Below are 25949 nucleotides of genomic sequence, written 5' to 3'. Positions count from 1 at the left end.
CCCCACCCCCCGTGCAGGGGCGGAAGAGATGTCCTCCGCCCCGACCGTGGTGGCGGGGGTGCTCGCCGTCGTGGCGGTCCTGGCGGTGGTCCTCGGGGCGGGCGCGGCGCCGGCGCGGGCCGCGACGACCGGGGAGGGCCGGGCGCCCCTCGTCCTCGTCGGGTTCTCCGGGGTCCGCTGGACCGACGTCTCCGCGCAGGCGACGCCCGCGCTCGCGTCCATGACGTCGGGTGCGATCGGGACGGTGGCCGTCCGCAGCGTCTTCACGGCGGCCTGCCCGGCCGACGGCTGGCTCGGGCTGTCCGCGGGCCGGCGGGCCACCGACTTCGACGGGTCGTCCTCCCAGCACGCGAGCGCCGCCTGCGCCGCCGTCCCGGACCCCCTCGTCACGGACGACGCCCTCACGGGGCCGGCGACGGTCCCCGGTTTAGAGGAGTTCCGCCGGATCGCCGACGGCGACACGTTCAGCGCCGTCCCCGGCACGCTGGGCGCGGCGCTGTCCCCGGTGAGGACCGTGGCCGTGGGCCCCGGCGCGGCGATCGCGCTGGCCGGCACGGACGGCCGGGTGCCCGACTACGTCCCCGCGACCACGCCCGCCGAGATCGGCGGGTACGTCCAGGACGCCCTCGAGAACGGCGCGCGCGTCGTCGTCGTGGACGCGGGCGTCGTCCGCGACCCCGCCGACCTGCCGTCGCAGGAGAAGGCGCCCGCGCAGTCCCGGGCGGAGCAGGTCGCGGCCGTGGACGCGAAGCTCGGCGCCGTCCAGCGGGCCGTCGCGGCCTCCACGGGCCGCGACGCCACGACGCTGCTCGCCGTCTCCCTCGCCGACGCGGGCGCCACCGCGCACCTGCAGTTCGGGGCGGCCACGGGCCCGCAGCCGGGGTCGGGCGACTACGACGGCTACCTCGGGTCCCGCTCCACCCGGCAGACGGCCATCGTGCAGACGACGGACCTGACGTCGACCGTCCTGGCGCTGGCCCTCGGCTCCGACCACGGGACCCCCGGACTCGTCGGCGCCCCCGTCACGAGCACCGACGCCGGCACGTCGGCCGCCGACCGCGAGGAGAAGGTCCGCGACCTCGACGCCGCCGCACAGGCCGTCCAGCCGCTCGTCGGACCCTTCTTCACGGTGTGGGGCGCCTCGCAGATCCTGCTCTACGGCGTCGCGACGCTCGCGCTGCGCAAGGCGTGGGGCGGCAGCGCGGGACGGCGGCGCATCCTGACGGGGCTGCGGGTCCTCACCGTCGTCTTCGGCGCCGTGTGCGCCTCGACGTTCCTGGCCAACACGATCCCGTGGTGGCGGGCGGGCGACTCGACCGGCAGCCACCTGCTCGCCGTCACGGGGGCCGTCGCGCTGTACGTCGCCGTCACCACCGCGCTCGCCCTGCTGGGCCCCTGGCGCAAGCACGCCCTCGGCCCCCTGGGGTTCGTCGGCTTCGTGACCGCGACGGTCCTCGCCGTCGACTGCGCGACGGGGTCGCGGCTCATCACCTCCAGCCTCAACGGCCTGCAACCCGTCGTCGCGGGCCGGTTCTACGGCCTGGGCAACCAGCAGTTCGCCCTGTTCGCCACGGGTGCCCTGCTCTTCACGGTCGCCGTCGCCGACTGGCTCGTGCGCACGGGCCGGCGGCGTGCGGCGGTCGTGGTCGTCGCGGTCGTGGGGTTGCTGGCGACGTACGTCGACGGGGTCCTGGGGGCCGACTTCGGCGGGCCGCCGGCGATCCTGCCCGCGTTCGGTCTGCTGGCCCTCGTCGTCGCGGGGGTGCGCATCACCGTGCGGCGCGTGGTCGTCATCCTCGGCGCGACCGTCCTCGTCCTGGCCGCGATCTCGGTGGCCGACTGGCTGCGCCCCACCGACGACCAGACGCACCTGGGCCGCTTCGTCCAGACCCTCCTGGACGGCGGTGCGTGGCAGGTCGTCGAGCGCAAGGGCGAGCAGAACCTGCGGATCCTCTACAGCAACTGGATCCTCAGCCTCGTCCTGGCGCTCGCGGCGGTGTTCATCGCCGTCGTGCTGGCCCGGCCGCGGGTGCTCGGCGTCTCGGTCCTCGAACGCGCCTACGCACGCCACCCCGTCCTCAAACCGGGGCTGGCGTGCCTGCTCGTGCTGCTGGCCATCGGCTTCGCCGTCAACGACTCCGGCGCCGCCGTCCCGGCCGTCGGGGCGATGCTCGCCGTCCCGCTGCTCATCGCGTGCATCACGCGGATCGTGGAGGACCACCCCGAACGGACCTGACCCGCCCTCCGCCATTGACAGGTTTCCTGTCGACGGGCGACGCTGTGCCCACCACCGACGGAGCCGTCGGCGGCCGGACACGGAGGTGCGACATGACGGACGCTCTACCCGCGGGCCTTTCAGGCCTGGTCATCGACGGACGGCACGTGGAGACGGCCGAACGGCTCGACGTCGTCGACCCGGCCACCGGCCGCGTCGTCGCCGACATCTCCCGCGGCGGCCCCGAGCACGTCGACGCGGCCGTCGCGGCGGCACGGGCCGCCGGGGAGGGACCGTGGGTTCGCACCACGGGCCGGGACCGCTCGAAGGTCCTGCTGCGCATCTCCGAACTCATCCGCGAGAACGCCGAGGAACTCGTCCGTCTGGAGAGCCTCGACGTCGGCAAACCCGTCGGCCTGTGCCGGCCCGTGGACGTCGAGACGGCCGCCGAGCAGTACGCCTACTGCGCCGCGCTGGCCCAGACGATGGACGGTTCCGTCCGCTCGACGCCGTTCCCCGCGCACGCCTACACGGTCCGCGAACCGGTCGGGGTCGTCGCCGCCATCACACCGTTCAACTTCCCGCTCGTCCTGTCGAGCACGAAGATCGCCCCCGCCCTCGCCGCCGGGAACACCGTCGTCCACAAACCCGCCGCGGACACCTCGCTCAGCGCGCTGTTCATGGGGCAGTTGTTCCTCGACGCGGGCGTCCCGGCCGGGGTCGTCAACGTCGTGACCGGCGCCGGGGGCGTCGTCGGGGAAGCCCTGCTGCGGCACCCCGGCGTGGACAAGGTCGCGTTCACCGGCTCGACGGAGGTCGGCCGGCACGCCGCGGCCGTCAGCGGCGAGAACCTCACCCAGGTCACGATGGAACTCGGCGGGAACGCGGCGAACATCGTCTTCGCCGACGCCGACGTGGAGTCCGCCGTCGGGGCGGCCGTGAAGGCGTTCGTCTTCAACACCGGCCAGTTCTGCATGGGCGGACCACGACTGCTCGTCGAGCGCCCGCTGTACGAGACGGTCCTCGGGATCCTCGCGCAGGCCGTCCCCGGGGTTCCCCTGGGCGACCCGCGCGATCCGGCGACCGTGGTCGGTCCCCTCGCCTCGGCCCGCCAGCGCGAGATCGTGGAGGGGTACGTCGAGCAGGCCAAGGCCTCCGGTGCCCGCGTCGTGTGCGGGGGTGGACGTCCCGACCTGCCCGGCGACCTCGCGGACGGGTTCTTCTACTCCCCCACCGTCCTCGCGGACGTGAAGAGCACCGATCCCGTCGTGGCCGAGGAGGTGTTCGGACCCGTCCTGACGGTGCAGCCGTTCGACTCCGAGGACGAGGCCGTCGAGATGGCCAACGGAACCCCTTACGGCCTGGCCGCCGGGTTGCAGACGCGCGACGTCGCCCGCGCCCACCGCGTCGCCTCCCGGCTGCGCGCCGGGATCGTCTGGGTCAACGACTGGGCCCTGCTGGACCCGGCCGTGCCGTTCGGCGGGGTCGGCGCCTCGGGGTTCGGCCGCGAGTACGGCCCGGAGGCGCTGGCCTCCTACACCCGCACCAAGTCCGTCGTCGTCTCGCTGGCCTGAGGGGGATCCGTGCCCACCACCACCGAAGCCCTCGTCGCCGAACCCGGCGGACCCTCCGGCCGGACGGTCTTCCGCACCCGCGAGGTCGACCTCGACGACCCCCGCCCCGACGAGGTGCTCGTGCGCATCGTCGCGGTCGGGGTGTGCCACACCGACCTCACGGTCGCGTCCGGGGCCCTGCCGTTCCCATTGCCGGGGGTCCTCGGCCACGAGGGCGCCGGGGTCGTCGAGGCCGTCGGGTCCGCCGTGCGGGGTTTCTCCGTCGGCGACGAGGTCCTCACGTCGTTCACGTCCTGCGGCACCTGCCGGAACTGCCGGCAGGGGCATCCCGCCTACTGCGCGACGTGGTTGCCGCTGAACCTGCTCGGCGGCCGCCGGGCCGACGGCAGCCCCACCATCACCCGCGGCGGCGAACCCCTCGGCGGGCACTTCTTCGGGCAGTCCTCCTTCGCCCGGCACGCCCTCGTCGACGAACGCAGCCTCGTGCGCGTCCCGGCCGGTTCCCCGCTGCCGACGCTCGCCCCGCTGGGCTGCGGTTTCCAGACCGGGGCGGGTGCGGTGTGGAACGCGCTGCGCCCCGGTCCGGGCGACGCGGTCGTCGTCCTCGGGGCCGGGGCCGTGGGACTGGCGGCCGTCGCGGCCGCCGCGCTGACCCCGGCCACGCGCATCGTCGCCGTCGACCGCGTGGCCCACCGGCTCGCGACCGCCCACCGGTTCGGGGCGACCCACGTCGTCGACTCCTCGGCCCTGGAGGGCGACCTCGCCGCGACCCTGCTGGACCTCACCGGCGGTGGCGCCGACGGCGTCGTCGACACCACGGGCGTCCCCGCGCTCCTGCGCGCCGGGATCGACGCGCTGGCCCCGCGCGGCACGGCGCTCGCGGTCGGGGCCCCGCCGTTCGGGACCGAGGTGCCGGTCGACGTCAACGGTTTGCTGCCGGGCCGGCGCGTCGAGGGGATCACCCTGGGCGACGGGGACGGCGCGTCCCTGGTGCCGGCCCTCGTCGACCTGGTGACCAGCGGCCGAATGCCCCTGGGCGACCTGGTGCGGACGTACTCCTTCGAGCGGTTCGACGAGGCCGTGGCCGACATGCACCGCGGGGCGACGGTGAAACCCGTGCTCGTCCCCTGACCCCGGGAGCCCTAGGGTTCCCGATTGCCGGACGGTCGGGCCACCCGTTGACTGGGCAGCACCGACCCCCAGGAGGACCGCATGTCGTCCCGCCCCCAACCCTCGGTCCTCGTCTCCGGGGCCGGCGTCGCCGGGCCGCTGCTCGCGCACTGGCTCGACCGCGCCGGGTTCACCGTCACGCTCGTCGAACGCGCCGCCGACCGGCGCGAGGAGGGGCAGAACGTCGACGTCCGGGGCGCGGCCCGCGAGGTGCTGCGCCGCACCGGCATCGAACAGGCCGCCCTCGTCGAGCACACGACGGAGGAGGGCACGGCGTTCGTCGACGAGCACGGCCGTCCCCGCGCGGCGCTGCCCGCGGCGCAGGGCGAGAGCGACGGAGCCACGGCCGAACTGGAGATCCTGCGCGGCAAGCTGTCCGGCCTCCTGCTGGACCTGCCGGCCGAGCGCACCGAACGCCTCTTCGGCGACCACGTCACCGCCCTCGACGAGCACGCGGACGGGGTCGCCGTGACCCTGGCCTCCGGGCAGCGCCGCGACGTCGACCTCGTCGTCGTCGCCGAGGGCGTGGGGTCGCGGACCCGCCGGCTGGTGTTCCCCGGCGACCCCGTCCGCCCGCTCGGCATGTACTGCGTCTACGTGACGGTCCCGCGCACCCCGCAGGACGACCGGTCCTGGCGCTGGTACAACGCGCTGGAGGGCCGCAGCGTCCACCTGCGTCCCGACAACACCGGCACGACGCGTGCGCTGCTGAACTTCCTGTCCCCCACCCGCGGCCTGGCCGACCTCGACCCCGCCGCCCAGGTCACCGTGCTGCGCAGGGTGTTCCGCGACGCGGGCTGGGAGACCGAGCGGGTCCTGGCCGCCCTCGACGACACCCCTTTCCACTTCGAGGACCTCGCCCAGGTGCACCTGGACCGGTGGAGCTCCGGCCGCGTCGTTCTGCTCGGCGACGCGGCCCACTGCGCGTCCCCGGTCAGCGGCATGGGCACGACGCTGGGCCTCACCGGCGCCTACGTCCTGGCCGGGGAACTGGCCACCGCGCACGCCCACGGCCGGCCGCTCACGGACGCGACCGCGACCTACGAACGCCGGATGCGGCCCTTCGTCACCCGGGCGCAGGACCTGCCGCCGGGAACCCCGGCGATCGCGAACCCGCGGTCGGCCTGGCACCGGCAGGCGCTGTGGACGGGGCTGCGCGTCCTGACGAGCCCGCCCGTCCGCGCGCTCGGCGGCCTCGCCGGACGGTTCACCCGACCCCCGGCGGACACGTTCACCGTCCCCGACTACCCCGCCCTGCCCACCGCGGCGGCCTGAGGGGCCCCCGGGCCCCCGGGCCCCCGGGCGCTCGGGCGCTCGGGTGGCGGCCCGGTGAGGTCCACCTACCGTTGTGCCGTGAGTCCACGGCCCGAGTCCCCGGCCGGGACGGACCGGTCGACCGACTGGACCGCTCCCGCCGCGTGGGACGACGCCGCCGTGGGACGGGCCGTGCGCGCCGGTGACGAACGCGGGCTGCGCGAGGCCTACGAACGCTTCTCCCCGCTCGTCAACGGCCTGGCCCGGCGCCGGCTCGGCGAGCAGGACGCCCAGGACGTCGTCCAGTCCGTCTTCGTCGCCGCGTGGCGCTCGCGGGAGAACTACGACCCCGACCGGTCCTCCTTCGCGGCCTGGCTCGTCGGCATCACCCGGCACCGCATCGCCGACGCCCTCGCCCAGCGCTACCGCTCCGAGGTCGTCACCGAACCGGAGCAGCTGCGCGGCGGGGACGCCGCGGTCCTGCACGAACCCCTGCCGCAGGACGCCGCCGCCGACCGCGTCGTCCTGCTCGCCGAGATCGACGAGCTCGGCGAACCGCAGCGCACCCTCGTGCGCCTGGCCTTCTTCGACGACCTCACCCACGCCCAGGTGGCGGCCCGGACGGGCCTGCCGCTGGGCACGGTCAAGAGCCACCTGCGCCGGTCCCTGCACCGGCTGCGTTCCCGGCTGGAGGCCGACCGTGCGGCCGGCTGAGGGCACCGGGGTCCCGCACCTCGACGAGGACGAGGCCGCCCTGGCGGGTCTCGGCGAACCGCTCGGCGCGGTCGCGCACCAGCACCTCGCGGACTGCGAGCGGTGCCGCGCGGAGGTCGCCGGCTGGGCGCGCCTGGGGGCCGCCCGGGCGGCCGAGGACGTCGAGGCGCTGGCCCCGCCGGCCGGGACGTGGGACCGCATCGCGCACGAGGTGGGTTTCGGCGAGGGCACCCCCACGGTCGCGGGACCGACTGTCGTGCAGACGGTTGCGGCACCGTTGGACGAGCACCGCCGCACCCGCCGTCCGGCCCGGCGGCGCCGGTTCTCCCCCGCCGTGGCCGCGGCCGCCGTCGCCGGCCTGCTCGTCGGCGGGGTGCTCGGCGTGGTCGGCGCACGGACGACCGAGGGCTCGGACCCCGTCGCCGTGCGGCCCGCCGTCGTCTCGTCGGCGACGCTGCGCCCGGTCGGGTCCGGGGGTGCGTCCGACGGACCGGGTGGGACGGCGGAGGTCGCCGACCAGGACGGCGCCGTGCGGCTGCACCTGGCCGTGCACGGGGTCCAGGCGCCGGCGCAGGGCTACCTCGAGGCGTGGCTCCTGGACGCCGACGGCGGCATGGTCTCCCTCGGCACGATGGCCGGCGACGACATGACGGTCACCGTCCCGGCGGGCATCGACCTCTCCCGCTTCGACGTCGTCGACGTCTCCCGCGAACCGCTCGACGGGAACCCGGGGCACTCCTCCGACAGCGTCCTGCGCGGCACGCTGTCCAAGGAGGCGTGAAGGTCCGGCCCCCGGGGTGGTGGTCCGGCGCGGGACGACGGGCGTACAGTTGTTGCGAATCGTTCCCATCGTCAGGAAGCCGCCGCATGCTGTCGCGCCGTTCGACCCTCGCCCTCACCTCCGCTCTGGCCGCCACCGTCGCGCTCGGCGCGTGCGGCAGCGGGGACAGCACCTCCGCGGCCGCGTCGTCCGCGGCGGGCACCGGCCTGAGCATCGTCACCTCGACCAACGTGTGGGGTTCGGTGGCCAGCGCGGTCGCCGGCGACGACGCGACCGTGACGTCGATCATCAGCGACCCCAACGCCGACCCGCACAGCTACGAGGCGAACACGCGCACGCAGCTGGAGCTGTCGAAGGCCACCGTGGTCGTCGAGAACGGCGGCGGGTACGACGACTTCGTCGACACCATGCTCAAGGCGTCCTCCGCCAAGGCCACCGTGCTCAACGCCGTCGACATCTCCGGCAAGCAGGCCGCCGCGGGCGGGGAGCTCAACGAGCACGTCTGGTACGACGTCGAGACCGTCCGCAAGGTCGCCCGGGAGATCGAGGCCACCCTCGCCAAGGCCTCCCCCGACGACGCGACGGCGTTCGAGACCAACCTCAAGACCTTCGAGGGCGGCCTCGACACCCTCGAGCAGAAGATCGCCACGGACAGGGCGACGACGCAGGGCAAGGGCGTCGCCATCACCGAACCCGTCCCCGGGTACCTGCTCCAGGCCCTCGGCGCCGAGAACAAGACGCCGGAGAAGTTCTCGGAGGCCATCGAGGAGGAGACCGACGTCCCGGTCGACGTGCTCCAGGAGACCCTGGCACTCTTCAGCGGGCACCAGGTCCAGGCGCTGGTCTACAACGAGCAGACCACCGGCCCCCAGACCGAGAAGGTCCTCGACGCCGCGAAGAGCAACGGCATCGCGGTGGTGCCCGTGACCGAGACGCTCCCCGAGGGCAAGGACTACACGACGTGGATGACCGGGAACGTCGACGCGATCACCGCGGCGCTGACGCAGAAGTGAGGGCGGGCACTCCCGCCCTCCGGCTCAGCGGCGCCTCGCTGGCCTACGGCGAGCGCCGGCTCTGGTCCGGTCTCGACCTCGACGTCGCCCCCGGCGAGTTCATCGCCGTCCTCGGTGCCAACGGCGCCGGCAAGTCCAGCCTGCTCAAGGTGGCCCTCGGCCAGCAACCTCTCGAACGCGGGACGGTCGAGGTCGTCGGCCGCCCGGTGCAGCGGGGGAACCGGCGCATCGGGTACGTGCCGCAGCAGAAGGGCCTGGACCCGGGCACGCCGCTGCGCGCCCGCGACTTCGTCCGGCTGGGGCTGGACGGCCACCGCTGGGGACCGCTGCTGCCGTCGCGGCGGGCCCGGGAGACGGTCGACCGCGTCCTGGAGGCCGTCGGGGCCACGAGCTACGCCGACGCCCCGGTGGGACGGTTGTCCGGCGGGGAGCAGCAGCGGCTGCGGGTCGCGCAGAGCATCGTCGGGGACCCCGACCTGCTGCTGGCCGACGAACCCCTGCTGTCCCTGGACCTGAACCACGCCGCCGCCGTCAGCGCGCTGTTCCACGAGTCCCGGCTGCGCACCGGTGCGGCCGTCGTCTTCGTCACCCACGACGTGAACCCCGTCCTGCCGTACGCCGACCGGGTGCTCTACCTGGCCGGCGGCCGGTTCCGCGTCGGGACCCCCGACGCCGTCATGAACTCCGCGACGCTGTCGGAGCTGTACGGCTCACCCGTCGAGGTGCTCCGCTCGGGCGGTCGCGTCCTCGTCGCCGGCGGCGCGGCCCCCAGCGAGCACCCGCACGCCCACGACCACGAGGAGGCGTCCTGATGCCCAGCTCCATCGCGTGGGACCGCATCGTCGACTTCTCCGACTACGGCGCCCTGCTGGCCCTCGTGCACAACTCCCTCTACGCCGGGGCGCTGCTCGGGCTCATCGGCGGCCTGGTCGGGGTGTTCATCGTCGCGCGCGACCTGCCGTTCGCCGTCCACGGGATCGCCGAACTCAGCTTCGCCGGGGCCGCGTTCGCGCTGCTCGTCGGGGTGAACGTCGTCCTCGGTTCCCTCGTCGGGTCGGTGCTGGCCGCCGTCCTGTTCGGGGTGCTGGGCAACCGGGCCCGCGAGCACAACTCGGCCATCGGCGTGCTCATGCCGTTCGGGTTGGGGCTCGGCGTGCTGTTCCTGGCCCTCTACCAGGGCCGGGCCGCGAACAAGTTCGGGTTGCTGACCGGGCAGATCGTCGCGGTCGACAACCCGCAGCTCGTCTCGCTCGTCGTCCTGTCGGCCGTGGTCCTCGTGGCCCTGCTGGTGATGTGGCGGCCGCTGCTGTTCGCCTCGCTCGACGCCGACGTCGCGGCGGCCCGCGGCGTGCCCGTGCGGTTGCTGTCGCCGGTGTTCATGCTCGTGCTCGGCCTCGCCGTCGCCATGAGCGTGCAGATCGTCGGCGCGCTGCTGGTGCTGGCCCTGCTCGTCACGCCCGCCGCGGCGGCGACGCGGATCAGTTCCTCGCCGTTCGTCGTGCCGCTGCTGTCGGTGGGTTTCGCGCTGACGGCCATGGTGGGCGGGATGCTGCTGGCGCTGGGCTCGTCGGTCCCGATCAGCCCCTACGTCACGACGGTCTCGTTCACGATCTACCTCGTGTGCCGGCTCGTCGCCCGGCTGCGGCGGTCCCCCGCGCGTCCGGAGGCGACGCGACCCGTCATGGCCGAGGTCGTCTGAGGCTCCGCCACCACGGTGGGACGGGCGCTGGGTAGCCTTCGGGCATGCCGCACCTGTTGCACCTGGACTCCTCCGCCGACCTCGCGACGTCGCGGTCGCGCGCCCTCACGGCGGCCTTCGCGGAGGCCTGGACCGGTCGCGGGGCCGAGTTCACCGTCACCCACCGGGACCTGCACCGCGACCCGCTCCCGCACTTCGCGACGAACGAGCAGCACTGGCCGGCGGCCGACCGCCTCCCCGGCGCACAGGTCCCCGCCGAGCAGGACGCGCTCACCGCGCAGGTCCACGCCGAACTCCTCGCCGCGGACGTCCTCCTCGTGGGCGCGCCGCTCTACAACTACACGGTGCCCTCGACGTTGAAGGTGTGGCTGGACCACGTCCACATCCCCGGCGCGCTGGCCGGGGAAGGTTCGCAGCCGCTCGCGGGCCGGCCCGCCGTCGTCGTCAGCTCACGCGGGGCGACCTACGACGCGGGCAGCCCGACCGAGGGCTGGGACCACGGTGTCCCGGTCCTGCAGATCATCCTCGGCGCCTCCCTCGCCATGGACGTCCACGTCGTCCAGACGAGCGCGACGCTGGCCGACCGGCTGGCCGACCTCGCCGACCTGCGCGAACGCGCCGACGCCGAGTTCGCGGCCGCCCGCGAGAGCGCCCGCGAGCTCGCGCTGCGCCTGTGAACCCTCCCCGACCGACGACCCGTCAGGGCAGGATCGCGTCGACGTAGCCGCCGTCCACCCGGACGGCGGCTCCCGTCGTCGCCGAGGCCAGCGGGGAGGCGAGGTAGCACACCATGTTCGCGATCTCCTCGGGTTCGATGAGCCGCTGCAGCAGCGACTGCGGGCGGAACCGCGTCATGAACTCCCGCTGCGCCTCCTCCCACGGGCCGTCCCCGACGAGTTCGCGGACGAAGTCCTCGACCCCGCCGGTGTTGGTCGGCCCGGCCAGGACGCTGTTCACCGTGACCCCGGTGCCCGCGACGGCCTTCGCGAAACCCCGGTGCACCCCGAGCAGGGCGGTCTTCGAGACGCCGTAGTGGATCATCTCGGCCGGCGTCACGACCGCGGAGTCGCTGGAGGTGCAGAGCACCCGGCCCCAGCCCTTCGCCGTCATCGCGGGCAGGTGGTGGCGGGTCAGGCGGACCGCGGTGAGGACGTTCACCTCGAAGTAGCGCCGCCACTCGTCGTCCTCGATCGTCAGCGGGTCCGCCGCACCGAAGATGCCGAGGTTGTTGACGAGGACGTCGACGGCGGGGACGGCGGCGACGAGGTCCGCGTGGCCGGCGTCGGTCGTGACGTCCCCGGCCACGGTGCGGACCGTGCCGTCGACGGTGGCGGCGGCGGCGGCGAGGCGGCCGGCGTCGCGACCGGTCAGCACCACCTCCGCCCCGCACCGCGCCAGCCCCTGCGCGATGGCGAGGCCGATGCCCGAACTGGAACCCGTGACGAGAGCCGTCCTGCCCGTGAGGTCGACGCGCACAGGGGATTCCTACCCGTCCCGCACGGTCCGTGCACACCCCCCTCGGGTGGTGGTGGCTACGGTCGGCGGGTGCTGCCGCAGGGGTTGTCGATGCTGTGGGAGTCCGGGGACGCGACCGTGGCGCTGCGCGCGCGGTTCGGGTTCGCGGACCTCGCGGCCGTCCGGACGTGGCTGGGCGTTGCGCTGCAGGACGTCTGGGACGTGCGGCTGCGCGCCTGCCCGCGCGTCGTGCTCAGCGGCGACGGTGCCGTCGCCTGGGTCGCCTCCGACGGCGGTCCGCTCGTCGTGAAGTGGTCCTGCGACGCCGACCGGTTCGCCCGGCTCGCGGCCACGACGGCGCTGCTGCCGGGCCTGGTCGCCGCGGGGATCCCCGTCGCCGCCCCGGTCGCGACCCGGGACGGCGCCCTCCGCGCGGTCCTCGCAGCCCCCCGCGGTCCGGTGTCCGTGGGGGTGTTCGCCGAGGTCGCGGGCGACTGGCTCGACGTCACGGATGCCGCCGCCGTGCGGGACGCGGGCGGCTGGCTGGCCCGGACCCACGCGGCACTCGCCCCGGCGGACGGTCTGGGGCCGCGGGCTGCGGGTTCCCTGCCCGACCGCGTCGCGGCGTGGCTCGCGGACGGCGACCCCGGGCACGTCCCCACGGCGTCGGCGCGCCTCGCCGAGCTCCTCGCCGCCGCACCCGACCTGCCCGGCGCCCCGCAGGTCGTGCACGGGGACTTCCGCGCCGCGAACCTCCTCACGCGCGGCGGCCGGGTCGTGGGGGTGCTCGACCTCGACGACGCCCACCGCGCCCACCCCGTCGAGGACCTGGCCCAGGCGAGCGTGTACCTCGCGACACGGTTCCGGGAGTGGCGGCCGACGCCGCCCGCGGTGCGTCGGGACCTGCTCGCCGGGTACTCCTCGGTGCGACCGCTCACCGCGACGGAACACCAGTGGCTGGACCTGCTCGTGCGGTGGTTCGGGCTGTGCGCGGTTCCGGAGCCGGACGACGGGGGCGGGTGGGCGGCCGCCGCCCGGGAACCGGTGCTGTGACCCCCGCCCCGCAGCTGCTGCGCCGGTACCTCCTCGCCGCCTCGTCCTGGACGCTCACGAGTTCGATGGTGGAGGTGACGCTGCCGCTCGTGGCGGTGGTCGCGCTGGGCCAGGGGTCGACGCAGGTCGGGCTCCTGACCGGGGCGGTGCTCGCGACGGCCCTCCTCGTGCAGGTGCCCGCCGGGGTGTGGAGCGACCGCCGCCGGCGGCACTCCCCGCACCTAGCCGCGCTCCGCCTCACCGACGCCGCGCTCGTCCTGCTCACCGCGGTCACGCTGTGGCTGGGGGTGCTGACGTTCCCCCTGCTGCTCGTGGCCACCGTGCTCCACGTGGTGCTGGCGACGGTCGCGGGCAGCCTCGGCTACCACCTCGTCAACCTGTTCACCGACAGCTCCACCCGCGGCCGCGCGATCGGACACCTGCAGGCCGCGCGCGAGGCGACGTCCGTTGCGGGACAGTCCTTGGGGCCGGCGCTCCTCGCCGCCTGGGGCGCCCCGGCGGCCCTCGCGAGCGCAGCGGCCGGAGCCCTCGCCTCCGCGCTCGTCGGGCTGGGGCTGGTGCGCCCGGAGTCGGCCCTGCTGCCGGTCGAGGAACCGCGGGTGGGCGGGGACCGCGGGGTCCAGCTCCGCGCCGGTCTGGGGTCCGCGGCCCGGCGGTCCGCGACCCCGCTGCTGCTCGCCGTCGGGGTTTCCGTCGCCACCTCGTTGACGGTGCCCGTGCACCTCCTGTTCCTGCTGCGCGACCTCGCGGTGCCCGTCCGCTGGACCGGTGCCGTGGTGGCCGTGGGCAGTTCGGGCGCGGTGGTGGCCGGTCTCGTCCTGGACCGCGTGCGCCGGGCCGCGGGGACGACGCGCACGTGCCAGGCGGCCGCCGTCGTCGCCGCCGCCGGACCGGCCGTGCTGCTCCTGGCGCGGCCCGGCGCCCTCGCCGCCCCGGCGGTGGGGGTCAGCGAGTTCCTGTCGGCCTTCGGCGGGGCGCTGCTCGTGGGGGCCCTGATGTCCGACCTCCAGCAGTCGGTGGACGCCCGCTCCCTGTCGACGGTGCTGTCCGCCGTGCAGGTCGCGCTGCAGGGCGGCGGGCTCGTGGGCATCGCCGTCGCGACGGGTCTGGCCACCGCGCTCACCCGGCGGCACGTGGTCGAGTTCTCACTGGGGCTGCTCGTGGCCGTCGTCGCCGCCGGCCTCCTGACGGCGGCACGGTCCCGCCCACCGCGGTGACACTCCCCCGGGGACGGGTGCAGCGCGGTCAGACCCGACGCGCCAGCAGGACCTCCAGCTCGGCGAACCACTCGCGCACCAGCCGCTCCCGGTCCGGGAGGGAGTCGTCGCGGTCCCACCGCCACGTGGTGATCATCGCCATCACCAGGACCCGGCTCGCGTGCAGGACGGCCGGGTCCAGCCCCGGGTAGTGGTCGGCCACTTCGTCGGGCGCGTGGGCGACGTCGAACTCCACCGGACCCCGGCAGCACGTCTCCAGGTCGACGAACCGCGGGCCGGCAGGGGTCGCCACGAGGTTCCCGGCGTGGGGTTCGCCGTGCAGGAGCTGCTCGCGGCGACCGGCGCGCAGGAGCGTCGTGGTCGCCCCGGCGAGGGCGTCGAGCAACACCGCCCGCTGGGCTTGCGGGAGCTCCGGGGTCCGCTCGGGATCGGAGAGGAGGCCGCGGGCGACGGCGACGCGGTCGGTGACGTGCGGCACCTCGACGGTGAGGTTCCGCGTCCCCGCGTGCAACGCGCGGAGCGCCTGCGCGTAGTCGGCCGGGAAGACCTCCCCGCCCGCGGTCGGGAGGTGCGCCCACAGCGTGACGACGAACTCGTCGTGGACGTGGGCACGGGCGGGGACCCGGGGGTCGGGGGCGCCGACGGGCGCGACCGCGGACAGGGCCAGGCCGAGGTCGAGTTCCCGCTGGGCTTGCTCGACCGGACCGACGGCGACCCGGGCCACGACGTCGCAGGGCAGCAGGCGCAGCGTGAGCGCGTTGGCGTCGTGGAGGACGTCGACGTCCTCCACCCGCAGTCCGAGCGAGGTCGCGACCGCCGTCGCCGCGTCGACCGCGCGGGCCGCCCGGTCCTGTCGCACGCATCCCCCTCGGACGTCCCGACGCTCGACGGTACGCGAGCTGGTGCGGTGCGTTCCACGAGCTTCCCGGGGTCGAGAGGTGTCGGAACGCGACGCACCAGGCGAGCCGGTCCGCGTCTCAGAACTCCTTCGCGAACCACACCTGCGCGTGCGGGTTGTCGTTGTACCGCTCGACCTCCTGGAAACCCGACGACCGGTAGAGGGTGCAGGCGGCGGTCAGGGCGGCGTGCGTGTCGAGCACCAGCCGGCTCGCGCCGCGTTCGCGGGCCCAGTCCTCGCACCAGAGGAGCAACCGGCGCCCGAGGCCGGTGCCGCGGGCGGCGGGGGTGACGAACATCCGCTTCACCTCGACGGCGCCGTCGGGCAGGGTCCGCACCCCGACGCAGCCGAGCCGTTCCCCGGCGACGACGAACGCCCCCTGCGGCGGGACGAGGGTCGTCAGGTCGACGTCGAGCGCGGCGGGGGCGAGCGGCGAACCGGTGGCGGCGGCCGCCTCGGCCCAGAACTGCTCGCGCAGGAACCGCCCGGCCGGTCCGCCGGGCGGTTCCTCGTGGAGGGCGGGGATCGTCACCCGCCCATGGTGTCAGCCCTGGCGGGCCTTCCACCGGGGGTTGCGCTTGTTGACGACGAACACCTTCCCGTGCCTCCGGACGACGATGGACCCCTCCTTCTGCTTGAGGGACTTCAGCGACCCCACGACCTTCACGTCGTCTCCTCCCGAACTCTCACCAGCTGGACTTCGTGACACCGGGCAGTTCCCCGGCGTGGGCCATCGCGCGGAACCGCACGCGCGAGACGCCGAACGTGCGGAGGAAACCCCGGGGGCGGCCGTCGGCGGCGTCGCGGTTGCGCAGCCGCGTCGGGCTCGCGTCGCGCGGCAACCGCTGCAGCGCGAGCCGGGCGGCGGCCCGCTCCTCCTCCGGTCGGTGGGGGTCCACCGCCGCGCGTTTGAGCTCGGCGCGGCGGGCGGCCCACCGCTCGACGACGACGCGACGCTGCTCGTTGCGCGCGATCTTCGACGTCTTCGCCATCAGCGCTCCTCGCGGAAGTCGACGTGCCTGCGGACCACGGGGTCGTACTTGCGGACGACCATGCGGTCCGGGTCGTTCCGGCGGTTCTTGCGGGTCACGTACGTGTACCCGGTCCCCGCGGTCGACCTCAGCTTGATCACCGGACGGACGTCGGCGGTCCTCGCCATCAGATGCGCTCCCCTCGCGCTCGGATCTGCGCCACCACGGACTCGATGCCGCGCTGGTCGATGGTCTTGATGCCCCGCGCCGACACGGTCAGCGTGACCGTGCGCCCCAGCGAGGGCACGAGGTACTTCTTGCGCTGGAGGTTGGGGTTCCAGCGCCGGGTGGTCCGGCGGTGCGAGTGCGAGACGGACTTCCCGAACCCGGGTTCCGCCCCGGTCACCTGGCATCGAGCCGACACGTCATCTCCTCTGGTCGCCGTACGGTCTGTGCAACACTACCGCTACTGACAACCATTCCCGACAAGAGCCACCAGGAGACCTCCGTGCGCCCCGCCGTCCACCCCACCTACGAGGCCGTCGTGTTCCGCGACAAGTCCGCCGGCACCGCGTTCCTCACCCGCTCGACGATCGTCGCCCGCGACCTGCCGACCGTGGAGTGGGAGGACGGGCACACGTACCCGGTGTGGGACGTCGACGTCTCCGCCGCCAGCCACCCGTTCTGGACGGGGACCGCCCGGGTGCTGGACACCGAGGGCCGCGTAGAGAAGTTCCGCCGCCGCTACGCCCGATCCTGAACGACCCGCGACCGCGCGGTTGTCCCCCCACCGCCCGCGAGGCAGGGTGGGGCCGTGCCCGCACCCGCCGTCGTCGAGGTCGACCACGTCACCCGCACGTTCGGCGCCGTGACGGCGCTCGACGACGTGAGCCTGCACGTCGAGGCCGGCGAGGCCGTCGGCGTCCTCGGCCCCAACGGCGCCGGGAAGTCGACCCTGCTGTCGCTGCTGGCCGGTCTGCGACGCCCCGACCGCGGCACCGTCCGCGTGGCCGGCGGAGACCCCCGCGAACCGCGCGCCCGCGCCCGGATCGGCGTCACCCCGCAGGCCACCGGGCTGCCGCAGACGCTCAAGGTCCGCGAGGTCGTCGACTTCGCCGGGGGACACCACCGCGACCCCGTGCCCCGGGCCGACCTGCTGGAACGGTTCGGGCTGACCGACCTCGCCGGGCGGCAGTGCGGCGGCCTGTCCGGCGGTCAGCAACGGCGCGTCGCCGTGGCACTCGCCTTCGTCGGTCGACCCCGCGTCGTGCTGCTCGACGAACCCACGACGGGCCTGGACGTCCCGGCCCGGCTCTCGCTGTGGGAGGCGGTGCGGGGGTTCGTCGCCGACGGCGGCACGCTGCTGCTGACGTCGCACCACCTCGAGGAGGTCGAGGCCCTCGCGCACCGCGTCGTCGTCGTGGACCACGGCCGGGTCGTCGTGGCCGGCACGGTCGAGGAGGTCCGCGGCCGCACGGAGGTGCGCCGGGTGCGGTTCCGGGCCCGCGACGTGCCGGACGCGCTGCTGACGGGGGCGGAGGTCCTCGTCCGCGACGGCGACCGCGTCGAACTCCTCGTCCCCGACGCCGACGGGTTCGTCCGCGACCTCGTGCGGCGCGACGTCCCCTTCCGCGACCTGGAGGTGGCGACGGCCTCCCTCGAGGAGGCGTTCCTCGCCCTCACCGGCACGCCCGGGGAGCCGTCGTGAACCGGTCCGCCGGCCCCGCGCGGCTCACCTGGCTGCACACGCGCTACCAGGTGCTCGAAACCCTGCGGGTCCCGGTCGTCGTCGTCAGCACGGCGGTGTTCCCGGCGCTCATCTTCACCGTCTTCGTCGTCCCGCAGGCGGGGGAGATGTCCCCCCTCGCCGCGACGGCCGCGACGGCGCAGCTCGCGGTGTTCTCCGCCATGAGCACGGCGCTGTTCACCCACGGCGCGGGGATCGCCGAGGACCGGGCACTGCCCTGGGACACGCACCTGCGCACCCTGCCCGTCGGCGCCACGCCGAGGTTCCTCGCGCGGGTCCTCATGGGGGCGTTCTTCACCCTGCTCGGACTCGTTCCGCTCGTGCTGCTGTCGGCGCTGCTCACCGACGCCACCGTGACGGTGCCCCGGTTCCTCGAGGGCCTCGTCGCCCTGCTCGCCGCCGGGGTTCCGTTGCTGGCGCTGGGGTTGGCGATCGGCTACTCGTTGCCCGCCAAGGCCGCACTGGCCCTGGCCCAGGTCGTGCTGCTGCCGCTCGCGTTCGCCGGCGGGTTGTTCCTGCCCCCGGAGACCATGCCGGACTGGTTGCAGTCGATCTCCGTCTGGACCCCGACCCGCGCGGGCCGCGACCTCGTGACGAGCGCCGTCACCGGCCTGGACGTCGGAACCCGGGTGGTGCCGGTCCTCGTGGGGTGGGCCGTCGTGTTCGGGGCCGTGGCGGTGTGGGCGATCCGGAGGGACCAGGGTCGCCGGTTCCGCTGAGGGACAGCTGGTTCACTGGGGTTCGTCCGCCGCCCCGCCGTCCCCGCACGTCGTCCCGTGGGCGGCCTGCACGCGGGGGTCCTCGGCGGCGAGCCCGGTGCCCACGGTCGTCCGGTCGCCGTTCTGCGCCAGCGAGTGCTCGGCGCTCACGGTCACCTCCGTGCGCGTCACCGTGAACGTGTTCCCCGACCCCGAGACGGCGTTCTCGCCGAACAGGTGGAGACCGTCGGACTGCGGTGCGCACACCAGCCCCGTGCCGTAGTCCGTGAACCCCAGGCTGAACGAGTACGGCTCCCCGGTGACGCCGCGGACGACTCCCAGGCTCGGACCCTCGACGCGGTAGACGTAGAGCTGCACCGACCGGCCCGTGTCGAGGAACACGACGGGGGCGCCGGAGGCGAGGACGGCGGCGCTCGCCGAGGCGGCCTGCGGGGCGGCGGACGTGAAGTCCACGACCGACGTCCCGTGCGACGTCGTCGTGACCCCGAGTTCCCGCCGTCCGTCGACGTCGGCCAGCCACAGCGTGTCCGGCTTCCCGTCCCCGTCGAGGTCGACCGTCGTCGCGGTCCCGGCTCCGGCGGGGATGCCCGTCGTCGCCGCACCGCCGGAGGACACCGTGGGGGGACTCGACGGAGAGGTGGACGGCGAGGGGGACGGAGGCGGGGACGACGTCGTGGGGGTTCCGCTCGTCGTCCCCGGACCGGCGGTGACGGTCGCGGTGTCCGAGCACCCCGCCACCAGCGTGAGCGTGGCCAGCACCGTCAGAGCGGCACCCCGCGTGCGCATCGTCGTCCTCCCGTGTCCTCGAGCAACCGTCTCAGTGTGCGCCCGGAGGCCCGCCTCCGGCACCCGGACACCCCTGCCCCGCGGGCGGAGAGCACACCCTCCGCCCCGGGAACGCCCCGTGCGGGGCGGAAAGCATGTTTTCCGCCCTGAAGAGGGGCCCTGCGCGGGCGGGGGGCGTGCTCTCCGCCCGCCGGGGCGGGGGTGGGAGGGTGGGCGGCGTGAGCGAAGAGCGGGTCCGGACCGAACGCCTCGTCCTGACGCGGCCGGTGCCGGCCGACCTCGACGACGTCTTCACCCTCTACTCCGACCCGGCGGTGTGGGAGCACCTCCCCAGCCGCCGGCACACCGACCCCGCGACGACGCAGCGCCTGCTGGACGTCGTCGAGGAGGGCTGGCAGCTCATGGGACTCGGCAGCTGGGTGGCGCGCGACCCCGACGGGGCGCTCGTCGGGACGGGCGGGTGCGACCTGCGCCTGGGGTTGGCGTGGAACCTGGGCTACCGGCTGGCGCGGGCGTCCTGGGGGCAGGGGTACGCGCAAGAGATCGTCCGCGCCGCTCTCGCCGCGGCGCAGCGGGTCCGGGCCGACGTCCCGGTGACGGCGTACCTCCTGGAGCACAACGTCCGCTCCAAGGCCGCGGCCGAACGCGCCGGGCTGGACCTCGTCTGGCGGGGTCCGGACGCGGGGAACCCCGACCGGGCGGCCGTCCGGCTGCTGTACGCCGACCGTCCGCTGAGCGCGATCGTCGTGCGGGAACTCACCGCGACCTGACGCGCGGGCTGCGGGGGCGCGCCTTCACGTGCATCCGTTCCCCCTGCCGCCCGAACAGGACGAGGCACTCCGTCGGCATCGTGCCCGGGTTGCTCACCCGGTGCGGCAACCGGGTGTCGAACTCCGCCGCCTCCCCGACCCCCACGACGAAGTCGTCGTCCCCCAGCCGCATCCGCAACCGTCCCGCCATGACGTACACCCACTCGTACCCCTCGTGGACGTTCAGCTCGTCGGAGTCCTCCCCCGCCCCCGGGTCGAGGACCTGCTTGTAGGCCCGCAACCCGCCCGGGGCCGCCGACAGCGGCAGGAACGTCACACCGTGGTGGGAGGTCCGGGACCGGCGACGACCGCGTTCGACGGGCGGCCGGACGAGTTCGTCGAGCCCCACCTCGAAGTGCTCGGCCAGCGGCAGCAGGAGTTCCAGCGTCACCTTCCGGCCGCCGGACTCCAACCGCGACAGGGTGCTGATCGAGATCCCCGTCGCGGCGGCGACCTCGGCCAGGGTGCGGTCGGCGTCGGTCCGCAACCGCCGCAACCGCGGGCCCACCGCGGCCACGGCCGCCCGCACGTCCACCGCTCCAGCCACGTCGTCCAGGGTTCCCGCCACCCGGGTCATCCCAGCGCTCCTTTGCCGGAACGGCAACACGGCCGGGGTCGCGAGCCGGTCCGGGGTGAGGCTGGGGACATGCCTGGAGAAACCGGAACCACCCCGCTGGACGTCCTCGTCGTCGGCGGTGGCGCGGCGGGACTCGCCGCCGCCGTCGCCCTCGGCCGGGCCCGCCGCAGCGTCACCGTCCTCGACGCCCAGAACCCGCGCAACGCCCCCGCCCACGGCGTCCACAACTTCCTGACCCGCGACGGGATCGCACCGTTGGAACTGCAGCGCAACGGGTCCGACGAGGTCCGCCGGTACGGCGGCACGGTCGTCGCCGGCACCGCGACGGGTGCAGTGCGCACCTCCGACGGAACGTTCACCGTCACCGGCTCGGCCGGGGAGTTCCGTGCGCGCCGCCTCGTCGTCGCCACCGGGCTCGTCGACGACCTGCCCGAGGTGCCCGGCCTGCGCGAGCACTGGGGCGGTGACGTCGTGCACTGCCCCTACTGCCACGGGTACGAGGTGGCCGACCGCGCCCTGGGCGTCCTGGGCACCTCCGCGCTGTCGGGCCACCAGGCGTGGTTGTTCCGGCAGTGGAGCGCCGACCTCGTGTACTTCACCCACACCGGCCCCGCCCTCGACGACCAGCGCCGCGAGGAACTGCTCGCCCGGGGTGTGCGGATCGTCGACGGCGAGGTGCGCGAGGTCCTGTCCCGCGACGGACGGCTCAGCGGGGTGCGGCTGGCCGACGGCACGGAGGTCGCCCGCGACGTCCTCGTCGTCGGCGCCCCCGTGCGCGTGTCCTCCCCCGTGCTGGACGACCTCGGGATCGTCCGCGAACCGGTCGTCGTGGGCGGCGTCGAGGTCGGCGACCGCTACCCCTCCGGCCCCGGTGGCACGACGACCGTGGCGGGCGTGCACCTGGCGGGCAACGTCACCGATCCGCAGGCGCAGGTCGTGACGGCGGCGGCCGCGGGTCTGCTGGCGGGGGCGGCCGTCAACGCCGACCTCGTCGCGGAGGACACCGCGGCCGCCGTGGCGGCCTCCCGGGCCTGAGCACCGCCCGGACGGGCTCGGGAACGCGCAAGTCCTCCACGGTCCGTTCGAGCCCGGGTTACGGTCGGGAGAGGACGTCACGGGGAGGTGCGGGGTGCGACGACGGTGGTTGCTGGCGGCCGGGGGCGCCTCGGTGCTCGGGCTGGGGACGGCCGGGGCGACGCTCCTGCCCGACCGCACCGAGGCCGCGCCGCTGCCCCGGCTGCTGTCCGGACCCGACTGGTACGACGCCGACCCGCGGGCGGAGTCGGCCTGGCTGTCCTCCGGACGCGTCCCCGGCGCCGCCGGTCCCCACGGGGGTGTGGTCCGGCGGGCGCTGCTGGACCTGCGGGCGCTGACGAGCCCCGCCGGGGCCGTCGCGGCGGGTCCGGCCCCGTCCTGGGCCTACGCCTGGCCACGGGACTCCGCCTTCGCCGCGGTCGCCCTGGCCCGCACCGGGCACCTCGAGGACGCCGACCGCGTCCTGCGCTTCCTGGCGCGCGTCCAACTGCCCGACGGTGGCTTCGAGGCGCGCTACCTCCTCGACGGCCGGGGCACGCCCGACGGTCGGCGCCGGCAGGACGACGGGGCGGGCTGGTCGTTGTGGGCCCTGCGCGCGGCCCTCGACGCCGACCCCGACAGCGCGTCCGCCCGCGACCGCGCGGAGGCCGCCCGCGACCTCCTCGACCGCGCCCTGGAGTTCGTCCTGGACCGCACGGCGGACGGCACGCGACTGCCCGACCCCTCCCCCGACTACTGGGAGCTGACGGAGGGCAGCCTGACCCTGGGGGCGGTCGCACCGCTGGTGGCGGGCCTGCGGGCCGGCGCCGCGGTGCTCTCGCGGCTGCGCGAGCGCCGTCGTGCCCGCACGGTGTCCGCCGCGGCCGGCTCGCTCGCCGACCTCGTCCGGGACCGCTTCGCCCCGGCGGGGTGGACGCGGTACGCGGGCGGTCGCGGGGACGCCGTCGACGCGGCGGTGACGTTCTGCCTGCCGCCGTTCGCGCCCCGGGCCGAGCCCTCCGTGCTGCAGGCGTTCGACGTCTACCAGCTCGCGGCGCGCCGACCGGCCGGCGGTCTGGCCCCCGGGGCCGGCTGGCGCCAGGACGGGGTCTCCTGGACCCCGGAGACCGCGCTGGTCGCCCTCGCCGCCGCCGCGTGCGGGCGCACCGCGCAGGCGCAGGCCTGGCTGACCTGGTTGAGCACGCACGCCACGCCCTGGGGCAGCCTGCCGGAGAAGGTGCTGCCCGACGGCTCCCCGGCCGGTCCGGCCCCCCTCGGCTGGACGGGCGCCTGCGTCGTGCTGGCCGTCGACACGCTCGAGCGCGGGTGACGTGCACGAGTGCTCCACGAGTGATCGAGCTGCGTGGAGGTCTTGCGCACGGTTGCACCTTGCGTGTTAGCTTCCCCACGGCTGCAGATCACCGCAGCTCCTCGATCGTTCTGAACGCCCGCGGAGTGTGATGCGGGCGTCGCGTCGGCCGGGAGACCGGTCCGGCGTGGCGTTCCACTCAGCCCGAGTCCCGCAGACGCGCGGGGCTTGACCGACTGGAAACGTGTTGGAGAAAGCATGGCTCAGGGCACCGTCAAGTGGTTCAACGCCGAGAAGGGCTACGGGTTCATCGAGCAGGATGGTGGCGGACCCGACGTCTTCGTCCACTACTCCGCCATCGGTGGCAACGGCTACCGCTCGCTGGAGGAGAACCAGCGTGTGGAGTTCGAGGTGACCCAGGGCCAGAAGGGCCCGCAGGCCGAGTCGGTCGTCCCGCTCTGACCTGCTGACGGCAGTGCACGCGAAGGGCCCTCACCCCGCTCCGGGGTGAGGGCCCTTCGTCGTGGCCGCCCCGCGCGTCAGGTCCGCGGACCGGGCCGTCCGGGGCTCACGACGAGCTCACCCGCGCCAGCACCTCGGGCGCGCGGCGGTCCAGGACGGCCCCGCCCTGGACGACGCCCACCCACGGCAGGACGATCCCCGTCGCCAGCCCGACCGGCAGGGCGATCCAGCCGACCCAGGACGGCCCGACGAGGGCGATGACGGCGGGCACGAGCGTCGGCAGGGCGACGACCGTCGTCACGGCCGACGTCCCGAACTGCACGCCCACGGTGGCGGCCGAGGCGCCCTTCGGCGTCTGGAACGGGTTGTCGCCCGGGGCGGGCGCCGGGTACGGGACGAGCGCGCTCGCCACCGACGACACCCCCAGCGACGCCCCGAAGAGCGCGAGCGCCGCACCGAGGACGGCGGGCAGCAGCTCCGGGTGACCGGCCAGCAGGCAGCCGCCGACCGAGGCCACGAGCAGCAGCGGCAGCTGCCACAGCGCCGCCGCGAGGACCCGTCCGGCGCGGTCGTCCCGACCGCGTAGCCCCGTCGCGACGTGCAGGGCGAAGGCGGAGTGGTCGTAGGCGACGTCGTTGTGCAGGGACCAGCCCATGACGAAGGCGATGGCCGGGCCGGCCGCGAGCGGCCAGGACCCGACGGACCCGCCCTGGGACAGGGGCAGGACCACGAGCAGCAGCGGGATGACGACGAGGGAGGCGGCGCTGACGAGGTAGCGCGGGTCGCGGCGCCAGTAGCGGGCGCACCGCACCGCCACGGCCGTCGCGGGCGCCCACGCCGGGGTGTCGGGCAGCCGGTCCAGGACCGGGTGGCGGCGTTCGTCGGCGGGGGCGGACGCCGCGGCCTGGCCGGCGGGGCCCGTCCCGGCCGGTCCCAGGGCCAGCGCCCAGGCCGCGAGGAGCAGCCCCAGCACGACGACCGCGAGGACGAGGCGCAGCGCCGCGAGCCCCCACCGTCCGGCGGCGGCGTCGGCGGCGGCCGCGACCGCGAACCCGGGCGGCGTCCAGCTCGCGACGCCGGCGACGCGCCGCCCCAGGTCGGCGAGCTCGGCCAGACCGGACCCAGCGCGCCCGAGGACGACGTTGAAGAGCGGCCCGAAGCAGACGAGGACCAGCCCGCCGAGGACGGCGACGGCGTCGCGGGTGCGGCGGCGACGGAGCAGAGCGGCGGCCGCGGTCGTCGTCGCCCGCGAGGCCGCCACGGCCGTCAGCACGAACACGGCGAGCGCCGGGACGCCGAAGGCCGTCGCCGCGGGCCCGCGGGAGAACGTGACGACGGCGGCGACGGCGAGCAGCGCGGTGACGAGGCCGGGCAGGCCCAGGAGGCCGGCGAGCAGGAGGCCGGGCACGAGCCGGCGGCGGGCGACCCCGAAGGTGGCGAACCGCGTGGGGTCGAGGGTCTCGTCGACGCCGAACGCCACGAGCGGCACGAGGGCCCAGCCGAGGACGAGCAGGGTTCCCCCGCCGACGACGACGGGACCGGCGACGTCGGTGCCGCTGAAGCGCAGGGCGAGCAGTCCCGACCCCACGACCCCGACGATCCCCAGGGCCCAGACGGCCCCGAGGACGAACGCGACGACCTGCCACGGGCTGCGGCGGAAGCCGTTGCGCAGCAGCGTGAGCTTGAGGCGGACGAAGGTCCCGACGCCGGGCTGCCCGGTGGTGGGGGCGACGGCGGCCCCCGTCACCGCAACCAGTCCAGACCGGTGACGTCGCGGGTGCCGCCGACGAGGTCGACGAACCGCTGCTCGAGGGTTCCTTCCCCGCGGACGGTGGTGAGGTCGCCGGCGGCCAGGACCCGCCCGCCGGCGATGACGGCGACGTGGGTGCAGAGCCGTTCGACGAGGTCCATGACGTGGCTGGACAGCACGACGGTCCCGCCGCCGCCGACGTACCCGGTGAGGATGCTGCGGATGGTCGCCCCGCTCACGGGGTCGACGGCCTCGAAGGGTTCGTCGAGGACGAGGACGCGCGGGGCGTGGACGAGCGCGCACGCGAGCGCGACCTTCTTCGTCATGCCCGCGGAGTAGTCGACGACGAGGGTGTTCCCGGCCTCGGTGAGGCCGAGCGCGTCCAGCAGTTCGCGGGAGCGTTCCTCCACGACGGCCCGGGGCATCCCCCGCAGCAACCCGGAGTACCGCACGAGCTCGAGCCCGGAGAGGCGGTCGAACAACCGGACCCCGTCGGGCAGGACGCCGAGGATCCGCTTGGCCCCCACCGGGTCGGCCCACACGTCGGCGCCGGCGACGAACGCGCGACCGGCGTCGGGCCGCAGCAACCCCGTCGCCATCGACAGGGTCGTCGTCTTGCCCGCGCCGTTCGGGCCGACGACGCCGTAGAACGACCCGGCCGGCACGTCGAGGTCGAGGTGGTCCACGGCGACCTTGGGGCCGAACCGCTTGGCGAGACCGCGCAGGGCGAGCGCGACGGGCGGGCCGGAGGGTGCCACGGGA

General features: G+C 75.2%; 30 protein-coding genes. 19 read left to right on the top strand and 11 right to left on the bottom strand.

Features of this window, described 5'->3' with window-relative positions:
- The first annotated feature begins 28 nt into the window (after positions 1–28).
- From AB0637_RS04350 to AB0637_RS04305, 10 genes are all read left to right on the top strand, one after another.
- Positions 29–2236 carry a hypothetical protein gene (locus AB0637_RS04350; RefSeq protein WP_366169939.1) on the top strand — a complete coding sequence of 736 codons (2208 nt, stop codon included), beginning with the start codon at positions 29–31 and terminating at the stop codon, positions 2234–2236.
- 92 nt (positions 2237–2328) lie between these two features.
- Complete coding sequence (locus tag AB0637_RS04345) at positions 2329–3789, top strand: aldehyde dehydrogenase family protein (protein ID WP_366169938.1); 1461 nt, start codon at positions 2329–2331, stop codon at positions 3787–3789.
- Positions 3790–3798: 9 nt separating this feature from the next.
- Positions 3799–4920 (top strand): NAD(P)-dependent alcohol dehydrogenase, encoded by a 1122-nt coding sequence (locus AB0637_RS04340; protein ID WP_366169937.1) that lies wholly within the window; start codon positions 3799–3801, stop codon positions 4918–4920.
- 81 nt (positions 4921–5001) lie between these two features.
- The gene (locus AB0637_RS04335) at positions 5002–6234 is read left to right on the top strand and encodes an FAD-dependent monooxygenase (RefSeq protein ID WP_366169936.1); all 1233 of its coding nucleotides are present in this window, start codon (positions 5002–5004) and stop codon (positions 6232–6234) included.
- 78 nt (positions 6235–6312) lie between these two features.
- Entirely contained in the window at positions 6313–6927 is a 615-nt protein-coding gene (locus AB0637_RS04330) for a sigma-70 family RNA polymerase sigma factor (protein WP_366169935.1), read from the top strand.
- Positions 6914–7708, top strand: coding sequence for an anti-sigma factor (locus AB0637_RS04325; RefSeq protein WP_366169934.1), 795 nt, complete (start codon positions 6914–6916; stop codon positions 7706–7708). The genes AB0637_RS04330 and AB0637_RS04325 overlap by 14 nt, the downstream gene beginning before the upstream one ends.
- 86 nt (positions 7709–7794) lie before the next feature.
- Positions 7795–8721 (top strand): zinc ABC transporter substrate-binding protein, encoded by a 927-nt coding sequence (locus tag AB0637_RS04320; RefSeq protein WP_366169933.1) that lies wholly within the window; start codon positions 7795–7797, stop codon positions 8719–8721.
- Positions 8718–9533, top strand: coding sequence for an ABC transporter ATP-binding protein (locus AB0637_RS04315; RefSeq protein ID WP_366169932.1), 816 nt, complete (start codon positions 8718–8720; stop codon positions 9531–9533). The genes AB0637_RS04320 and AB0637_RS04315 overlap by 4 nt, the downstream gene beginning before the upstream one ends.
- Positions 9533–10420, top strand: coding sequence for a metal ABC transporter permease (locus tag AB0637_RS04310; RefSeq protein WP_366169931.1), 888 nt, complete (start codon positions 9533–9535; stop codon positions 10418–10420). The genes AB0637_RS04315 and AB0637_RS04310 overlap by 1 nt, the downstream gene beginning before the upstream one ends.
- Before the next feature lie 44 nt (positions 10421–10464).
- Complete coding sequence (locus AB0637_RS04305; RefSeq protein WP_366169930.1) at positions 10465–11097, top strand: NAD(P)H-dependent oxidoreductase; 633 nt, start codon at positions 10465–10467, stop codon at positions 11095–11097.
- Positions 11098–11119: 22 nt separating this feature from the next.
- On the opposite strand, the gene AB0637_RS04300 is transcribed toward AB0637_RS04305, so the two are convergent.
- On the bottom strand, positions 11120–11896 hold the full coding sequence (locus AB0637_RS04300) for an SDR family oxidoreductase (RefSeq protein WP_366169929.1): 777 nt from the start codon (positions 11894–11896) through the stop codon (positions 11120–11122).
- A gap of 69 nt (positions 11897–11965) precedes the next feature.
- Between AB0637_RS04300 and AB0637_RS04295 the strand changes: the two genes are divergently transcribed.
- The gene (locus AB0637_RS04295) at positions 11966–12928 is read left to right on the top strand and encodes a phosphotransferase (protein ID WP_366169928.1); all 963 of its coding nucleotides are present in this window, start codon (positions 11966–11968) and stop codon (positions 12926–12928) included.
- On the top strand, positions 12925–14145 hold the full coding sequence (locus AB0637_RS04290; protein ID WP_366169927.1) for an MFS transporter: 1221 nt from the start codon (positions 12925–12927) through the stop codon (positions 14143–14145). The genes AB0637_RS04295 and AB0637_RS04290 overlap by 4 nt, the downstream gene beginning before the upstream one ends.
- A 28-nt stretch (positions 14146–14173) precedes the next feature.
- Here AB0637_RS04290 and AB0637_RS04285 read toward each other — a convergent pair whose 3' ends face one another.
- The 6 genes from AB0637_RS04285 to rpmB all read right to left on the bottom strand — a co-directional run bounded on the left by AB0637_RS04285 (position 14174) and on the right by rpmB (position 16438).
- Positions 14174–15004, bottom strand: coding sequence for a phosphotransferase (locus tag AB0637_RS04285; protein WP_366169926.1), 831 nt, complete (start codon positions 15002–15004; stop codon positions 14174–14176).
- Positions 15005–15122: 118 nt separating this feature from the next.
- Positions 15123–15575 carry a GNAT family N-acetyltransferase gene (locus AB0637_RS04280; RefSeq protein WP_366169925.1) on the bottom strand — a complete coding sequence of 151 codons (453 nt, stop codon included), beginning with the start codon at positions 15573–15575 and terminating at the stop codon, positions 15123–15125.
- Positions 15576–15587: 12 nt separating this feature from the next.
- Positions 15588–15710: a type B 50S ribosomal protein L36 gene (gene ykgO / locus AB0637_RS04275; RefSeq protein WP_366169924.1), complete on the bottom strand. Its 123-nt coding sequence runs from the start codon at positions 15708–15710 to the stop codon at positions 15588–15590.
- 19 nt (positions 15711–15729) lie between these two features.
- Positions 15730–16035 carry a 30S ribosomal protein S14 gene (gene rpsN / locus AB0637_RS04270; RefSeq protein ID WP_366169923.1) on the bottom strand — a complete coding sequence of 102 codons (306 nt, stop codon included), beginning with the start codon at positions 16033–16035 and terminating at the stop codon, positions 15730–15732.
- Positions 16035–16202 carry a 50S ribosomal protein L33 gene (rpmG, locus tag AB0637_RS04265; RefSeq protein ID WP_366169922.1) on the bottom strand — a complete coding sequence of 56 codons (168 nt, stop codon included), beginning with the start codon at positions 16200–16202 and terminating at the stop codon, positions 16035–16037. Before rpmG ends, rpsN begins: the two co-directional genes overlap by 1 nt.
- Positions 16202–16438, bottom strand: a complete 237-nt coding sequence (rpmB, locus tag AB0637_RS04260; RefSeq protein ID WP_366169921.1) for a 50S ribosomal protein L28 — start codon at positions 16436–16438, stop codon at positions 16202–16204. The genes rpmG and rpmB overlap by 1 nt, the downstream gene beginning before the upstream one ends.
- A gap of 84 nt (positions 16439–16522) precedes the next feature.
- On the opposite strand from rpmB, the gene AB0637_RS04255 reads away from it, so the two are divergent.
- From AB0637_RS04255 to AB0637_RS04245, 3 genes are read left to right on the top strand one after another with little or no spacing between them, the layout of a single operon-like run.
- On the top strand, positions 16523–16774 hold the full coding sequence (locus AB0637_RS04255; protein WP_366169920.1) for a type B 50S ribosomal protein L31: 252 nt from the start codon (positions 16523–16525) through the stop codon (positions 16772–16774).
- Positions 16775–16828: 54 nt separating this feature from the next.
- Positions 16829–17722 carry an ABC transporter ATP-binding protein gene (locus tag AB0637_RS04250; protein WP_366169919.1) on the top strand — a complete coding sequence of 298 codons (894 nt, stop codon included), beginning with the start codon at positions 16829–16831 and terminating at the stop codon, positions 17720–17722.
- Entirely contained in the window at positions 17719–18480 is a 762-nt protein-coding gene (locus AB0637_RS04245) for an ABC transporter permease (protein WP_366169918.1), read from the top strand. Before AB0637_RS04250 ends, AB0637_RS04245 begins: the two co-directional genes overlap by 4 nt.
- Positions 18481–18492: 12 nt before the next feature.
- On the opposite strand, the gene AB0637_RS04240 is transcribed toward AB0637_RS04245, so the two are convergent.
- On the bottom strand, positions 18493–19266 hold the full coding sequence (locus AB0637_RS04240) for a hypothetical protein (protein WP_366169917.1): 774 nt from the start codon (positions 19264–19266) through the stop codon (positions 18493–18495).
- A 218-nt stretch (positions 19267–19484) separates the two neighbouring features.
- Between AB0637_RS04240 and AB0637_RS04235 the strand changes: the two genes are divergently transcribed.
- Positions 19485–20036, top strand: a complete 552-nt coding sequence (locus AB0637_RS04235) for a GNAT family N-acetyltransferase (RefSeq protein ID WP_366169916.1) — start codon at positions 19485–19487, stop codon at positions 20034–20036.
- Here AB0637_RS04235 and AB0637_RS04230 read toward each other — a convergent pair.
- Positions 20023–20652, bottom strand: a complete 630-nt coding sequence (locus AB0637_RS04230; protein ID WP_366169915.1) for an XRE family transcriptional regulator — start codon at positions 20650–20652, stop codon at positions 20023–20025. The genes AB0637_RS04235 and AB0637_RS04230 overlap by 14 nt on opposite strands.
- 69 nt (positions 20653–20721) lie before the next feature.
- On the opposite strand from AB0637_RS04230, the gene AB0637_RS04225 reads away from it, so the two are divergent.
- The 3 genes from AB0637_RS04225 (at position 20722) to AB0637_RS04215 (ending at position 23437) form a co-directional block, all read left to right on the top strand.
- The gene (locus AB0637_RS04225; RefSeq protein WP_366169914.1) at positions 20722–21687 is read left to right on the top strand and encodes an NAD(P)/FAD-dependent oxidoreductase; all 966 of its coding nucleotides are present in this window, start codon (positions 20722–20724) and stop codon (positions 21685–21687) included.
- A gap of 94 nt (positions 21688–21781) precedes the next feature.
- A complete protein-coding gene (locus AB0637_RS04220) occupies positions 21782–22996 on the top strand; it encodes a glycoside hydrolase family 15 protein (protein ID WP_366169913.1) in 1215 nt (404 codons plus the stop codon).
- Positions 22997–23233: 237 nt separating this feature from the next.
- Positions 23234–23437 (top strand): cold-shock protein, encoded by a 204-nt coding sequence (locus AB0637_RS04215; protein ID WP_366169912.1) that lies wholly within the window; start codon positions 23234–23236, stop codon positions 23435–23437.
- 106 nt (positions 23438–23543) lie between these two features.
- Here AB0637_RS04215 and AB0637_RS04210 read toward each other — a convergent pair whose 3' ends face one another.
- Together AB0637_RS04210 and AB0637_RS04205 are read right to left on the bottom strand one after the other, a co-directional pair.
- Positions 23544–25184, bottom strand: coding sequence for a transporter (locus AB0637_RS04210; protein WP_366169911.1), 1641 nt, complete (start codon positions 25182–25184; stop codon positions 23544–23546).
- Positions 25181–25945, bottom strand: coding sequence for an ABC transporter ATP-binding protein (locus AB0637_RS04205; protein ID WP_366169910.1), 765 nt, complete (start codon positions 25943–25945; stop codon positions 25181–25183). The genes AB0637_RS04210 and AB0637_RS04205 overlap by 4 nt, the downstream gene beginning before the upstream one ends.
- Positions 25946–25949: the final 4 nt, after the last annotated feature.

Origin of the sequence: Kineococcus sp. NPDC059986 (assembly GCF_040702905.1) — a bacterium.
Taxonomy (GTDB): Bacteria; Actinomycetota; Actinomycetes; order Actinomycetales; family Kineococcaceae; genus Kineococcus.
Note: the sequence above shows the minus strand (reverse complement) of the source record. Positions and strands in the feature narration are given on the sequence as shown.